13 protein-coding genes and 1 tRNA gene are annotated in these 13,689 nt (G+C 57.5%); 6 read left to right on the plus strand and 8 right to left on the minus strand.

Annotation, left to right across the window (positions count from 1 at the left end; genetic code table 11):
- Positions 1 to 205: 205 nt before the first annotated feature.
- From CKW31_RS06235 to CKW31_RS06245, 3 genes are all read left to right on the plus strand, one after another.
- Positions 206 to 856 (plus strand): HAD-IA family hydrolase, encoded by a 651-nt coding sequence (locus tag CKW31_RS06235; protein WP_095093512.1) that lies wholly within the window; start codon positions 206 to 208, stop codon positions 854 to 856.
- 125 nt (positions 857 to 981) lie between these two features.
- Positions 982 to 1,788: an alpha/beta hydrolase gene (locus tag CKW31_RS06240; protein ID WP_095093513.1), complete on the plus strand. Its 807-nt coding sequence runs from the start codon at positions 982 to 984 to the stop codon at positions 1,786 to 1,788.
- 270 nt (positions 1,789 to 2,058) lie between these two features.
- Positions 2,059 to 4,356, plus strand: a complete 2,298-nt coding sequence (locus CKW31_RS06245) for an autotransporter outer membrane beta-barrel domain-containing protein (protein ID WP_095093514.1) — start codon at positions 2,059 to 2,061, stop codon at positions 4,354 to 4,356.
- 544 nt (positions 4,357 to 4,900) lie between these two features.
- On the opposite strand, the gene CKW31_RS06255 is transcribed toward CKW31_RS06245, so the two are convergent.
- From CKW31_RS06255 to dapA, 6 genes are all read right to left on the minus strand, one after another.
- Positions 4,901 to 5,176: a hypothetical protein gene (locus CKW31_RS06255; protein ID WP_095093516.1), complete on the minus strand. Its 276-nt coding sequence runs from the start codon at positions 5,174 to 5,176 to the stop codon at positions 4,901 to 4,903.
- Between the two features lie 316 nt (positions 5,177 to 5,492).
- Positions 5,493 to 5,582: transfer RNA gene (locus CKW31_RS06260), tRNA-Ser, on the minus strand.
- Positions 5,583 to 5,675: 93 nt separating this feature from the next.
- Positions 5,676 to 6,389: a phosphoribosylaminoimidazolesuccinocarboxamide synthase gene (purC, locus tag CKW31_RS06265; RefSeq protein ID WP_087265306.1), complete on the minus strand. Its 714-nt coding sequence runs from the start codon at positions 6,387 to 6,389 to the stop codon at positions 5,676 to 5,678.
- Positions 6,390 to 6,417: 28 nt separating this feature from the next.
- Positions 6,418 to 7,176, minus strand: coding sequence for an MBL fold metallo-hydrolase (locus CKW31_RS06270; RefSeq protein ID WP_095093517.1), 759 nt, complete (start codon positions 7,174 to 7,176; stop codon positions 6,418 to 6,420).
- Positions 7,177 to 8,292, minus strand: coding sequence for an outer membrane protein assembly factor BamC (gene bamC / locus CKW31_RS06275; protein ID WP_095093518.1), 1,116 nt, complete (start codon positions 8,290 to 8,292; stop codon positions 7,177 to 7,179).
- An 18-nt stretch (positions 8,293 to 8,310) separates the two neighbouring features.
- Positions 8,311 to 9,189, minus strand: coding sequence for a 4-hydroxy-tetrahydrodipicolinate synthase (gene dapA / locus CKW31_RS06280; protein WP_095093519.1), 879 nt, complete (start codon positions 9,187 to 9,189; stop codon positions 8,311 to 8,313).
- 327 nt (positions 9,190 to 9,516) lie between these two features.
- Here dapA and CKW31_RS06285 point away from each other — a divergent pair, with 327 nt between their 5' ends.
- Positions 9,517 to 10,080, plus strand: coding sequence for a glycine cleavage system protein R (locus CKW31_RS06285; protein WP_027899149.1), 564 nt, complete (start codon positions 9,517 to 9,519; stop codon positions 10,078 to 10,080).
- A 9-nt stretch (positions 10,081 to 10,089) separates the two neighbouring features.
- The gene (locus CKW31_RS06290) at positions 10,090 to 10,563 is read left to right on the plus strand and encodes a peroxiredoxin (protein ID WP_095093520.1); all 474 of its coding nucleotides are present in this window, start codon (positions 10,090 to 10,092) and stop codon (positions 10,561 to 10,563) included.
- Positions 10,564 to 10,666: 103 nt separating this feature from the next.
- Here the strand turns inward: CKW31_RS06290 and CKW31_RS06295 are convergent, their stop codons facing one another.
- Together CKW31_RS06295 and CKW31_RS06300 are read right to left on the minus strand one after the other, a co-directional pair.
- On the minus strand, positions 10,667 to 11,737 hold the full coding sequence (locus CKW31_RS06295) for an AI-2E family transporter (protein WP_027899147.1): 1,071 nt from the start codon (positions 11,735 to 11,737) through the stop codon (positions 10,667 to 10,669).
- A 36-nt stretch (positions 11,738 to 11,773) separates the two neighbouring features.
- Positions 11,774 to 12,025 carry a sulfurtransferase TusA family protein gene (locus tag CKW31_RS06300; protein WP_095093521.1) on the minus strand — a complete coding sequence of 84 codons (252 nt, stop codon included), beginning with the start codon at positions 12,023 to 12,025 and terminating at the stop codon, positions 11,774 to 11,776.
- A 148-nt stretch (positions 12,026 to 12,173) separates the two neighbouring features.
- Between CKW31_RS06300 and CKW31_RS06305 the strand changes: the two genes are divergently transcribed.
- Entirely contained in the window at positions 12,174 to 13,604 is a 1,431-nt protein-coding gene (locus CKW31_RS06305) for a M48 family metalloprotease (protein WP_095093522.1), read from the plus strand.
- Positions 13,605 to 13,689: the final 85 nt, after the last annotated feature.

Consider the following 13,689-nt stretch of genomic DNA (forward strand, 5'->3'; position numbering starts at 1 on the left):
ATGGCGAAAGGATGGCAAAAAATCAGGTTCGTACCCCCTGCTACTGCTGGGCAGACTCGGAATTGTCACGGAATATGTTGGCCTCTTTATGAGCTGCCGAAGTCTGCGAAGGCGTTTTTCCTGACACACCGTATTTCGCAGCTTTCGGCAGCTCCTACAAAATCGCGCACATCTTCACACTACCCCCACTTCAAAGAGGTATCCCATGCTCAACAACCGACGCTTCTCGGCATTCCTGTTCGACATGGACGGCACGCTGCTCAACTCCATCGTCGCTGCCGAGCGGGTCTGGACCCACTGGGCAGAACGCCACGGCCTGGACGTCAAAACCTTCCTGCCTACCATCCACGGCGTGCGCTGCATCGACACCATCCGCAACCTGAATCTGCCCGGCGTAGACGCAGAACGGGAAGCCGAAGCCATTTCACAAGCAGAAATCGATGACGTGGAAGGCGTCATAGAAGTCGCCGACGCCGCCCGCCTCCTTGCCTCGCTTCCACCCGAGCGCTGGGCCATCGTGACCTCCGCCCCACGCGCTTTGGCCGAAGCCCGCCTGAAAGCCGCCGGACTGAAACTGCCGGTCAACATCGTCACTTCCGAAGACGTCAGCCAAGGCAAACCCGCCCCGGACTGCTTCCTGCTTGCAGCCAAACGACTGGGCGTTGATCCGAGAGACTGTCTGGTATTCGAAGATGCACCCGCAGGCATTGCAGCGGCTGAAGCAGCGGGCGCGAGTGTGGTGGTGATTACGGCGACGCATGAGCATGAAATGGACACGCAGCATGGGACGCTGGCGAGTTATGAAGGGGTGACGGTGGTGGTTGATGCAGAGGGGTTGGGTCTTGTTCGAAACTGACCACGAGGCATCATGCCCACTTCAGCGATGAACTTGTCGGCCTCCAAAGTGCGGTATAACTTTTTATGAAAAGGCACTTTCCCTGTCGATCGCCGTTGGCCGGTTTCTGTAAAGCCTGGATGGTAATGGTCAGCGCGCTTCTCATCGCCTGCCAATCGCCGCGCGAGGCGTTGCAGCAACTCGCGGAAGAGCACGGCCGCCAATTGGAAGTCCTGTCAGGTTCCCAATTCCCCCTCGTCATCCTTGCACCACGCAGCGCAGAAATACCGACTCGCCTGCGCGTCTATCTGGAAGGTGATGGCCACTCCTGGGCAACGGCCACTCAGCCCAGTCTGGACCCCAGCCCGCACAATCTGCTGGTGCCACGGCTTGCGGTTAGTGACCCGACGCCCAACGCCTACCTGGCGCGCCCCTGCCAGTTCGTCATGGCGGCGGGATGTCAATCAGCACTCTGGACCCATCGACGTTTTTCTCAGGAAGTGGTTACCCGTCTCAGCCAGGCGCTGGATCAGTTAAAACATCGATATGGCAACCGAGAGTTTGAAATCGTGGGTTATTCCGGAGGAGCCGCTCTCGCACTCTTGTTAGCGGCGCAGCGCAATGATGTTACCCAAGTGCAAACCCTTGCTGGCAATCTAAGTCCACGGCTATGGGCGACCATGCAAGGCCTGTCGCCACTGGAGGGCTCACTGGATCCGCTGGACTATCGTGATCGACTCGCCTCTTTGCCCCAGCGTCATCTGATCGGGGAAGCAGACCTGATTATTCCTGGTCGTTTGGCAGATGCGTATCAACAGGCGCTTGGCTCGCCCCTTTCCCAATGCATCTCTGTACCAGCAGTCAGCCATGATGAGGGATGGGAAAAGACATGGGGCGGATGGATGAAAACACCTTTGGAACATGAGAATCCTGAGATTCAGGACGACCATTAGCGCAATGGCTTGGCGCAGACCACAGAAAACGCCATTAAGTTCCGCTTACTGCTGACTAATCCGATAAGACTGATAAAAATAACTATCGCGTCGCAGTTTTGCGCTTTTTTTTACCTATTTCAGCAATTCGAAGATGAATTGTCCTACACAAATGTGTAAATTTTCCCCCGCTTGAATCAGCACTTAACTGACAAGCTGGCAGGGATGCCTAAAACAGACGCTGACGCGCCGGTTGTTCCCTGTCAGTTTCTGCCCTGTAAGGATACTGCCTTGAACATTTCCCACCTGCGCCGCTCGTTGCTGGCTCTCTCCGTTGCGTCTGCCACTGCCCATGCAGCACCTGCACCCGACTTCAACTATGACCTGAGCACCGGGGCATACAGCAGCTCCGGCGATGTCTTCAATAACGCCACCTTCACCGGGACGTCGCAAAACGCAGGTGTAGATCTGAACGACGTGACCCTGGAAGGCAGCCTGGTCAACCTGGGCAAGATTAACCGGACGGCTGCGAACTCCACCGACTTCCCGGCCGGTATCTCGCTGACCCTCGATTCCACCGTCGCTGGTGATCTGGTCAACCAGGGCGATATTACGGTGACCGGCAACGGTACCTCGGGGCTGGACCTGTACCTGGCGACCATCGCGGGTGAAGTGAATAACACCGGCAACATCACCGTCACGGGCGAAAATGCCAATGGCATGATGATTACGTCGACCCAGGCGAGCATCAACAACTCGGGGACTATTACCGCTCGCGGCATCGATTCTGCAGGTATCGAGATCGAAAAAGCTCGCTTTACAGGCGTTATGTCAGGCGCCCCTTTCAAGAGCGACATCAACAACAGCGGGACTATCTCCGCCGACGGCGTGGGTATCCACTTTGTCAGCCTCGACACCTCCGGCGGTTTCGACATCTTCTCCATCAGACAGACAGGCGGCCTGATCGAAGGCGGCACCGCAGCAATTCTGGCGGACGACAATGCCTCCCCTTCATATTTCTACTGGCAAGGTGGCCAGGTCAAGGGTGACCTACTGGGCTTGAGCGGTGTGCTGGTGCAAGGCGACGCGATGTTCGATGGCTCGACCATCCGTTCCGGTTTTGTCGATATCGACGGTGGCCGCCTGACGCTGCTTCGCCCGCAGACCACGATCGTCGGCGACCTCGACATGGACAGCGACACTGCTCGCCTGCGCCTGCTGCTGGACAACGACACACAGCCTAATACGCCAATCCTGAAAGTCACTGGCAATACCTACTTCTCTCCAGGTAGCCAGGTCGAACTGCAGGCCCGCTCGGACGACTTCCGCACCTCGGCTCAGGGCACCCGCTACACCCTCATCAACTCTGGCACCTGGGAAGAGCCGCAAAACCTGTCCGTGGTTTCCTCCTCGGCATTGCTTGAAGTGAAGAACTTCGGCATTGAAGGCCAGGACGTAAAAGCACTGGTAGCCACCCGCAGCGATGAGACGATCACAGAAGACCTGCTGGGCGCTCGTGGCTCACGCAATGCAGTGAACGCCATCAAGCCGTTCAAAAACTCGGTCATGGGCCAGCTGGACGAAAGCGACCCGGTATTCCAGCGTTTCGCCAACGCCGCCACCAGCGAAGAACTGGCGAAACTTGCCGAAACCCTGACCCCGGACGTCAGCCGTGGAGCGATCAACGCCGCCACCAACAGCCAGAATCTGGTCAGCAGTGCCGTGAATCGCCGCGCCAGCAAAGCACGTAACGGTCTGTCCTCGGGTGACGTCCTGGCCAATCAAGGCGTATGGCTACAGGCGCTGTCCAGCGACGCCAACCAGGATAGCCGCCACGGTATCGACGGCTACGACGCCAACACCAACGGCATCGCCGTGGGCGCCGATGGCAAACTCAATGCCGATACCACCGTGGGCCTGGCTTACAGCTACCTGACCAGCGACGTCAAATCCGACCTGGGTAGCAAAACCGATGTCACCGGCCATGCACTGACCCTGTACGGCAACTGGGCACGTGACAACTTCTTCGTCGACACCTCCCTGATGTATGGCTGGAACGACAACGAGTCCAAGCGCTACATCGCGGGCACTCGCGCCAAGGCCGACTACGACAGTGAGATCTTCGGCGTTAATGCACTGGCAGGCTACACGTTCCAGCTCGACAAGCAGTGGGTGGTGGAACCGCAGGTCGGTGCGCGCTACGCCAACGTATCGATTGACTCGTACCGTGAAAAAGGCAGCTCTGCCGCTCTCAACGTTGGCAGCCAGCGCTATGAAATCGGCGAGATGGGGCTGGGTGCCCGCCTGGCAGCCGCTTTCGACGTAGGCGTGGGCAGCCTGGAGCCGGAAGCCAAGCTGATGGCCTGGCACGACTTCATCGGCGACAAGGCCGGCACCACCTCCACCTTCGTGCTCGGCGGTACGCCGTTCACCACCACCGGCGCAACACCGGCCCGCGACAGCTACGAGCTGGGACTGGGCGCGAACTACCGCGTGGGTGCGTGGAGCGTGGGCGGGACGTACAACTACCTGACCAGCAGTGGCTTCGACGCCGACACCTTCACCGCGAATGTGCGTTACGACTTCTGATTGAGATCTTAGCCTGAAGCAACAAAGCCCGCTAATGCGGGCTTTGTTGTTTCAGGTGATAGAAATGCTGGCAATGAAATCGGGCAACCACCCTCCTCGCCGTATAGAGGACTTGTGATGAAGATGCACAGCTTCTGGTTTGACGCATACCAAAACGCTATCGAAGAGGCACCTGATCTAAAGAAGTTTTCTATAGTGAGTAAAGTTCTCTGACTCCAGCCCTCGCTCTAGTGCTGCCAAATGCAGATCAAGGTCTGCAGTTAGAATAATGCCCGCCAGCCCCTTCAGTTCCAGTATGCCAGCATCTGTTAACCCTAATTTCATAAACTCGGCACAAGACGCTACTTCCGAGCTATCCAGTGAATACTCGCGACTGAGCGTAATGACATCCTTCAGAATCTCTCGGATAGGAATTTTGTGAGCATCAGCCCCGCTCCACAAGAGATTGCTCACCTCAGTCAGGATATTTGAAGTAACAATCAGTTGATGGTCTTCCCAACAGCATAAGCAGATTCGTGTCGATCAGAACTTTAGGCTTCATGGATCACAAAAGCCTATCTCTCAGAGATACCAGATCACCTTCACCGTCGATCTTTGCAACTTTATATTTTCGCTCGGTTTTGGCAAAGCTCCCAACCGCTCCGCCCAGTAAAGAACTTCTCCCCTCAACCTTACGATCAAAACCGACGGTAATCAGCCAATGACCAGCCTCATCCTTCTCGACCTCCTCGAACATGACATTCGAAATCGATTGATCATCGAACAGCTCTTCGACTACCTCAACAGCTATACGAGAGGCTTCTCTAATTGAGACTGACATCTTTTCTGATTCCTAAACCGGGTGAGTTTCTTGCCCTTCATTCGACGATCAGCAGGCGATCATCAACTGCATCAGTAATAACCCACCTTAACGAATCACGCCTCATCGGTGAAGCTGAGCTATGCCACATTTGACTACCGACACCGATAGATTCAGCTGAGGCGATAGGTACGTAAGCCCTGCTCACTGCTGTAGCGAATATCTGCTTCAATGCTGCGAACACGGAGGTTACCGTCGCCCCATGCAAAACGACCTAAAAATCAACAGCCCACACAAAAAAGCCCCAGAAGCATAACTTCTGGGGCTTTCATTTGTATGGCGGAGAGATAGGGATTTGAACCCTAGGTACTGTCGCCAGTACAACGGATTTCGAATCCGTCCCGTTCGGCCACTCCGGCATCTCTCCAACGGCGCGCATCATAACAGTTCAATCGCAGAAGGCGATACCTTTTGCTGATTTTTTTTCGTGCTATCAAGCGCTTGCGTTACTTTTTCCGTCTTAGAGCGGTACGCCCAGACGGTTGGCGACTTCTTCGTAGGCTTCGATGACGTCACCGAGGCCCTGACGGAAGCGGTCCTTGTCCATTTTCTTCTTGGTGTCCTTGTCCCACAGGCGGCAGCCGTCCGGGCTGAATTCGTCGCCCAGAACGATGGAGCCATCGCTGAACACGCCGAACTCGAGTTTGAAGTCGACCAGCAGCAGACCGGCGTCATCGAACAGTTTGCTCAGGACGTCGTTGACCTTGAGCGACAGTTCTTTCATGCGCGCCAACTGCTCGGCGGTGCCCCAACCGAATGCGACGACGTGGGATTCGTTGATGAACGGGTCGCCCTTGGCGTCGTCCTTCAGGAACAGCTCGAAGGTGTACGGGTTGAGCTTGAGGCCCTCTTCGACGCCCAGGCGTTTGACCAGGCTACCGGCGGCGTAGTTACGCACGACGCATTCGACCGGGATCATGTCGAGCTTTTTGACCAGCACTTCATTGTCGGCCAGCAGTTTGTCGAACTGGGTCGGAATGCCTGCGGCTTCGAGCTTCTGCATGATGAAGGCGTTGAACTTGTTGTTCACCATGCCCTTACGGTCCAGTTGTTCGATACGCTTGCCGTCGAACGCCGAGGTGTCGTTACGGAACAGCAGGATCAAGCGGTCAGCGTCGTCGGTCTTGTAAACCGATTTGGCTTTGCCGCGGTAGAGTTCTTCACGTTTTTCCATGATGGGCTCCGCTTGCTAAGTAGTTGGGCTAGGCGATATGTCGCCAGTCGAGCCCTGAATCTTGATCGGCCAATTGTAACCAGTCCGGATCGCACCCGAGGGTGTCGACGAAACATTGCCGGGCCAGATGCGGCAGATTGTTCTTGCTGCTGAGGTGGGCCAGTACCAGATGTTGCAAGTCCTGCCAGCCCAGCTCGTTCACCAGGCTTGCGGCCTGATGGTTATTCAAGTGTCCTTCGCTGCCACCGACCCGCTGTTTCAGGAAGTACGGGTAGTGGCCGCGGGCGAGCATGTCCCGGCAGTGGTTGGACTCGATCATCAGGGCGTCCAGGCCGTGGTAGCTTTGCAGCACCGTCGGGCAGTACGATCCCAGATCCGTCAGCAGACCAAAGCGACGCGTGCCATCGGTGAAGACGAACTGCGTCGGCTCAAGGGCATCGTGAGCGACGGACACCACGTGGATGTTCAACGCCCCCAGTTGCAAATCCTGCCCGCCTGCCACATACCCGGCGACTTCAACAGGCTTGCGCAACCCTCGAGCCGTACCGCTGCTCATATACACCGGAAGATTGTAGCGCCGAGACAGCAAACCCACGCCATGCACGTGATCGGCATGTTCGTGGGTCACCAGAATCGCGCTCAACTGATGCGCGCTCAGGCCTAGCCGCGCCAGTCTTCGTTCGGTTTCCCGCAGGGAGAAACCACAATCCACCAGCACGTGAGTAGTGCCGCTGGCCACCAGCGTGCCATTCCCTTGGCTGCCGCTGCCTAATACTGCGAAACGCACTTAACCCAGGTTGTCTTGAATGACACCCAGTACACGACGGGCAATATCGGCCGGCGCGACGGTGTTGATGTTCTTCTCGACGGTAACCTGAACGTTGTCACCTACTTTGCTCAAGCGCACTTGGTAACGCTCGGCACGGGCATCGATCTCTTCCTTGGTTTCCTTGCTGCCGAACAGACGGCCGAAGAAACCAGGTTTGTTCTCAGGCGTATCAGCCCGCTCTGCCAGGTTGATGTAGTACAGACCCAGACTGCGGTTGATGTCCTCTACGCGCCATTCACCCTGATTCAGGGCACGACCTACGCTAGACCATGCGCGATCCAGGTCCGAACCGACGTTCAGAACCGGGTTGCCGCTACCGTCTTCGCTCAAGGCGACACGGCTTGGAGTGTCGTAGTCACGTGCTGCCAGAAGCGAAATGGAACCGCCCTGGGCAGAGCTGCGGCTCAGGCTGGCCAGCATGTCATCGGTCAGCGCTGCATCAAGTGCCACGTTGGTAGCGCGATCTGTGAAAGCGACGTCAGCGGTGCTACCGGCCGGGCGCTCTGCGCTTACGACATAGATTTCACTGGTGTTGCGCTGCACGCCTGGCTCGATACGTACACGCACGCGAGTTTCAGCATCGGAGGCGGTGCCACTGGCGGTCAGGCGCTTGGCAACCGCAGCAGACAACTCGTCCAGACGCTGCCAGGTAGTGCTGAACTCACCTGTTTGCGGGCGATCTTCGGCGATACGGAAACCGTTATCTTCGAAATACTGATGCGCGACTGGCCAGACTTCGGCAGGCGCACGCTGAGCGAGCACCCAGCTGTTGTTGCCACTCTTCTGCAGGCTGAAATCGCTCGCATCGGCTACGGTCGACAGCGGTTGCGGGCGAGGAACTACGAATTCGCCCTTAACAGTATCGTCCGCCACGTTGCGCGGGATCGGCAGCAGCGGGTCGAGACGCTTGGTCTCCGAGACACCCGGTGGAATCTGCATCGGTGCAGTTTGCTGTGCTTCGAGGTAATCGCTGCCACGGTCACGGAAGTAACCATCTTCACCCCAGAGCCAACCGCAACCGCTGGTGCTGGAGATAATCAAGGCAAGTGCGGAAAGTCCGGCCAATCGCTTCATTGCGTAATGCTTCCTCAATTAAACCAGAACGCCGGACTGGCGCAGGGCCTGACGCAGCGGTTCGTGACAGGCCTGGCTGAGCCAGGTGAGCGGCAGACGGATACCGTCCGGCATCAAACCCATTTCATTCAGGGCCCATTTCACGGGGATAGGGTTGGATTCGATAAACAGGGTCTTGTTGAGCGGCATCAGCTTTTCATTGATGGCCCGCGCAGTCTCGGCATCACCGCGCATGGCGGCGGCACACAGATCGCTCATGGCGCGCGGGGCGACGTTGGCCGTCACGGAAATGTTGCCTTTGCCGCCCAGCAGAATCAGTTCGACTGCCGTTGGGTCATCACCGGAATACACCAGGAAGTCGCTGCTGACACCGGCCAGGATGTCCTTGGCGCGCTGCAGGTCGCCAGTGGCTTCCTTGATGCCGATGATGTTCGGCACCGTGGATAGACGCACGACGGTTTGGGGCAGCATGTCGCAGGCTGTACGGCCCGGCACGTTGTAGAGGATCTGCGGGATGTCGACCGCTTCGGCGATAGCCTTGAAGTGCTGATACAGCCCTTCCTGGGTCGGCTTGTTGTAATAAGGCGTGACCAGCAGGCACGCGTCGGCGCCAGCGCGCTTGGCGTTGTTGGTCAACTCGATCGCTTCGCGCGTGGAGTTTGCGCCAGTGCCTGCGATGACAGGGATACGTCCTGCAACCTGGTCGACCACACGACGGATCACTTCGATGTGTTCGTTCACATCGAGCGTGGCCGATTCACCTGTGGTGCCAACGGCAACAATGGCGTTGGTGCCCTCTTGCAGGTGGAAGTCCACCAGTTTGCTCAGGCTGTCCCAGTCCAGACGTCCCTGTGCATCCATGGGTGTGACCAGTGCCACCATACTGCCCGCAATCATGCAAACCGCTCCTGCCGGAAAAAGAGAGCGGTAATGGTACTGGCGCTATCAGCCTAGTACAAGCGAAGTACCACGCTGTGAGCATTCCCCTGAGCGATGGTTTTCGCTACCCTTCGTTCTTTGATCGGTACTGGTCATCTGCGCGCCTCCTTCAAACGGTCGATTTTATCGTCAGAACCCCTGCTCCAGCGCTGTTGCAGCCTGCCTTCGGTCAATCGGGCAGACGCACTTCGCCAGAAGCTGCGGTTGGTGTCTGGCGCTGTTGATCGTCGATTCGGTCCTGCAAGCCAATAAATGTACCGACCGCTCATCATCTAGGAATGCTGCATGTCGTCCACCCCCACAGTTCGCGAACAATTCCTTGTCATCAGTGCCCTTGGCGCAAATCCAATGGAGCTGACCAACGTCCTGTGCCGTGCCAGTCACGAAAGTCGTTGCTCGGTAGTCAGCTCCCGCCTGACCCGTCACGGCGAATACAGTGCGTTGATTCTGCAAGTCTCCGGTAGCTGGGATGCCCTGGCCCGTCTGGAAACCGGCCTGCCCGGCCTGTCCAAGAAACATGATTTCACCACCAGTGTGGTACGCAGTGCCACGCTGGAAAGCCGTCCCGAGGCGCTGCCTTACGTGGCTTACGTCAGCTCGGCGTATCGCCCGGACATCATCAATGAGCTGTGCCAGTTCTTCATGGATCACAATGTGGAACTGGAAAACCTGATCTGCGATACCTATCTGGCTCCGCAGACCGGCGGCACCATGCTCAACGCAACCTTTACCGTGACCCTGCCTGCGGGCATTCAGATCAGTTGGCTGCGCGATCAATTCCTGGATTTCGCCGACGCGCTGAACCTCGATGCACTGATTGAACCGTGGCGTCCGCAAGCCCCTATGTGAGGAAATCCCATGGCTGTAGCAGTAGATCAACCAGTTAGCGATTTTCAGGTGCAAGCCACCAGCGGACAGGCTGTGAGCCTGTCTGAACTGAAGGGCAAGCAGGTCGTGATTTATTTCTACCCGAAAGACAGCACGCCGGGCTGCACCACTCAGGGTCAGAACTTTCGCGATCAGCACGAACAGTTTCAGGCGGCTAACACACTGGTGTTTGGTGTGTCGCGGGACAGCCTGAAGTCTCACGAGAACTTCAAGGCCAAGCAGTCGTTCCCGTTCGAGCTGATTTCGGACAAGGACGAAGCCCTTTGCCAGTTGTTCGATGTGATCAAGCTCAAGAAGCTGTACGGCAAGGAATACCTTGGCGTGGATCGCAGCACTTTTCTGATCGATAAAGACGGCGTGTTGCGCCACGAATGGCGCGGCGTGAAAGTGCCAGGGCATGTTGAGGCGGTGCTGGAGAAAGCCCAGGCGTTGGCAGTTAAATAAGCGTCGCTCTTATCGCGGGCAAGCACCGCTCCCACATGAGATTGAGTCCATATGTGGGAGCGGTGCTTGGTCTGGGCGGCATTCCGACGATAAGGCTGGACACTTACAAAAGCGGTGCCACGGTCGGTTCTTGCCGCGGCCAGGCATCCAGCACGGCCTTGAAGAGGGTCGCCAGCGGAATCGCGAAGAAGATCCCCCAAAAGCCCCACAACCCGCCAAACAACAGCACCGCGCAGATGATTGCGACCGGGTGCAGATTGACCGCCTCCGAGAACAGCAGCGGCACAAGCACGTTGCCATCCAGCGCCTGAATCACGCCATAGACCACCATCAGGTAGATGAACTGGTCACTCCAGCCCCACTGAAACAGAGCGATCAACGCCACCGGAACGGTTACCACGACCGCGCCGACGTAGGGCACTACAACGGAAATACCCACCAGCATCGCCAACAAGGCCGCATAGTTGAGGCCCAGCGCCACAAAACCGATGTACGTCACGCCCCCACAGATAAATATCTCGATGACCTTGCCGCGAATGTAGTTGGCAATTTGCCGGTTCATTTCCTCGGCCACCCGCGTCATCAAGGCGCGTTCCCGCGGCAGGTAACTGACCACCCAGCGACCGATCAGACGGCGATCCTTCAGAAAGAAGAACACCAGAATCGGCACCAGCACCAGGTAGATCATGATATTGGCCAGCAACGGCAGGCTCGACAGCGAGAACGTCAGGGCCCACTGGCCAAATTTTCCGATCTCGCCCCGCGCGACTTCAATGGCATGCAGCACTTGCTCGTCAGAAACCAGATGCGGGTAGCGCTCCGGCAACAGCAGCAATAATGACTGCCACTTGGCAAGCATCCCCGGCAACTCGTTGAACAACGTAATCAACTGATGCCAGAGCAGCGGCACGAGGACGAGCAGAAATACCAGCAACGCGCCCATGAACAACATGAAGACCAGCCCGACGGCGCCGGACTCCGGAACCCGAAAGCGCTCAAGCAGGCTCACCAGCCCTTGCATCAGGAACGCCAGCACCATCCCGGCAAGCACCGGCGCCAGCATGCCGCCTAGCGTCAGAACAATGGTGAACGCCAGAAACAGCAACACCGCGAGTACCACGGCCTCTTCATCGGAGAAGTAACGTTGTACCCAGTTGCGAAGCACGTTGAACATCAAAAATCCTTGTGAAAGCGGATAAGCCCCGCTGGGTTACGCCTTGCGCAACCAGTAGGTGTAGATCCCCGCGTCGGCTTCCTCATGAAGCAATTCATGGCCGGCAAGCCTGGCAAAGGAGCGAAAGTCGCGCTGGGATCCAGCGTCGGTCGCAATGACCTTGAGCACATCGCCCCGATTCAGGCGGTTGAGCTCAAGCTTGGCCTTGAGCAACGGCAGCGGGCAATTAAGGCCACTGGCATCGACTTCGGCGTCACAGCTTTCGGGGCGCGTTACAGCGTCAGACATCGTTTCTCTCCAGGCAGGCACATCAAATTGCCATGGGAAGGCAAAATGTTTTTTCAGATACGTCTTACAGCCCGGAAGAATACCGCACTCTGGTCATCAGGCCATCGAGACGGCTACAGTAGAGGTTCTCCAACTCAGAGCTCCATGGATGAATTTTCTGCGCCCCACCCTGCTGACGCTCGCATGCCTGCTGACTGTTCCTGCGCATGCCGATGACCTGCCGTCCCTTGGCGATGCCAGTTCCGCGATTGTTTCGCCGGAGCAGGAACACCAGTTGGGCCGTGCCTGGCTTGGACTGCTACGCGCCCAGGTGGCGCAACTTTCGGATCCGCAACTCAAGGACTACGTCGAAACCTCGGTCTATAGCCTCGCGGAAACCAGCCAGGTGCAGGACCGACGCCTTGAGTTCATCCTGATCAACAGCCCGCAACTCAACGCCTTCGCCGCACCCGGCGGGATTATCGGCGTGAACGGCGGGTTGTTCCTCAATGCACAAACTGAGGGCGAATATGCCTCGGTACTTGCGCACGAATTGGCTCACTTGTCGCAACGCCACTTTGCGCGAGGAGTCGAAGCCCAGCAGCGTATGCAGGTGCCGGTCTTGGCGGCGATGCTCGCCGGTATCGTCATGGCGGCTGCGGGGGCTGGTGACGCAGGTATTGCCGCCATCGCGGGCTCACAGGCTGCCGCCATCCAGGAGCAGCGACGCTTCTCGCGCCAGAATGAGCAGGAAGCTGACCGGATCGGCATCCTCAATCTGGAAAAGGCCGGATATGATCCGCGCAACATGCCGACCATGTTTGAACGCTTGATGCGTCAATATCGCTTCGACGCCAAACCGCCCGAATTCCTCCTGACTCACCCGGTAACAGAATCGCGTATTGCGGATACCCGCAACCGTGCCGAGCAAGCCAAACCGGGCGGCAAGGAAGACAGCGTGCGCTATCAGTTGATGCGTGCTCGTGTGGCGTTGATCTATGAAGAAACACCTGGCATCGCGGCAAAACGCTTTCGTGCCCAGCTGACCGAAAATCCTAAATCCGAACCTGCACGCTACGGTCTCGCCATTGCGCTGATCAAAGGCGGGCAACTCAACGAAGCCCGGGAAACCCTCAAGCCACTGCTCGACAAGTCGCCGAACGACATCACTTACAACCTGACGCAGATCGATCTGGACATCACCAACAACCGACTCAACGACGCGCAACAGCGGGTTGACCGGATGCTGACGCAGTTCCCGGATAACTATCCGTTGAATCAGGTCCGGGTTGATGTGCTGCTCAAACAGAACCGTACCGCCGAAGCGGAAAAGTCTCTGAACGGGCTGCTCAAGAGTCGTCCTGATGATCCGGACATCTGGTATCTGGTCGCCGAAACCCGTGGCTTGAATGGCAACACCATTGGCCTGCATCAGGCCCGTGCCGAGTACTTCGCGTTGGTGGGTGATTTCAGACAAGCCATCCAGCAACTGGACTTCGCCAAACGTCGCGCCAATAACAACTTCCAGCTGGCTTCACGCATCGATGCACGGCAGAAAGAGTTGGCGGATCAGGAGCGGATGGTCAAGGACATGATGTAGCGCAGCACGCCACAAATATGACCCCCTGTAGGAGCGCACGAGCACCGCGAGGCCGCGATGGCGGTGTATCAGACAGACCGCCATC

Source organism: Pseudomonas sp. Irchel 3A5 (genome assembly GCF_900187575.1).
In the GTDB taxonomy this organism is placed as follows: domain Bacteria; phylum Pseudomonadota; class Gammaproteobacteria; order Pseudomonadales; family Pseudomonadaceae; genus Aquipseudomonas; species Aquipseudomonas folii.

What these genes read in the sequence shown, in the direction of transcription:
- CKW31_RS06235 (WP_095093512.1), top strand. Translation starts at nt 206, where the DNA reads ATGCTCAACAACCGACGCTTCTCGGCATTCCTGTTCGACATGGACGGC.
- CKW31_RS06240 (WP_095093513.1), top strand. Translation starts at nt 982, where the DNA reads ATGGTCAGCGCGCTTCTCATCGCCTGCCAATCGCCGCGCGAGGCGTTG.
- CKW31_RS06255 (WP_095093516.1), bottom strand. Translation starts at nt 5,176, where the DNA reads ATGTCAGTCTCAATTAGAGAAGCCTCTCGTATAGCTGTTGAGGTAGTC.
- purC (WP_087265306.1), bottom strand. Translation starts at nt 6,389, where the DNA reads ATGGAAAAACGTGAAGAACTCTACCGCGGCAAAGCCAAATCGGTTTAC.
- bamC (WP_095093518.1), bottom strand. Translation starts at nt 8,292, where the DNA reads ATGAAGCGATTGGCCGGACTTTCCGCACTTGCCTTGATTATCTCCAGC.
- dapA (WP_095093519.1), bottom strand. Translation starts at nt 9,189, where the DNA reads ATGATTGCGGGCAGTATGGTGGCACTGGTCACACCCATGGATGCACAG.
- CKW31_RS06285 (WP_027899149.1), top strand. Translation starts at nt 9,517, where the DNA reads ATGTCGTCCACCCCCACAGTTCGCGAACAATTCCTTGTCATCAGTGCC.
- CKW31_RS06290 (WP_095093520.1), top strand. Translation starts at nt 10,090, where the DNA reads ATGGCTGTAGCAGTAGATCAACCAGTTAGCGATTTTCAGGTGCAAGCC.
- CKW31_RS06295 (WP_027899147.1), bottom strand. Translation starts at nt 11,737, where the DNA reads ATGTTCAACGTGCTTCGCAACTGGGTACAACGTTACTTCTCCGATGAA.
- CKW31_RS06300 (WP_095093521.1), bottom strand. Translation starts at nt 12,025, where the DNA reads ATGTCTGACGCTGTAACGCGCCCCGAAAGCTGTGACGCCGAAGTCGAT.
- CKW31_RS06305 (WP_095093522.1), top strand. Translation starts at nt 12,174, where the DNA reads ATGAATTTTCTGCGCCCCACCCTGCTGACGCTCGCATGCCTGCTGACT.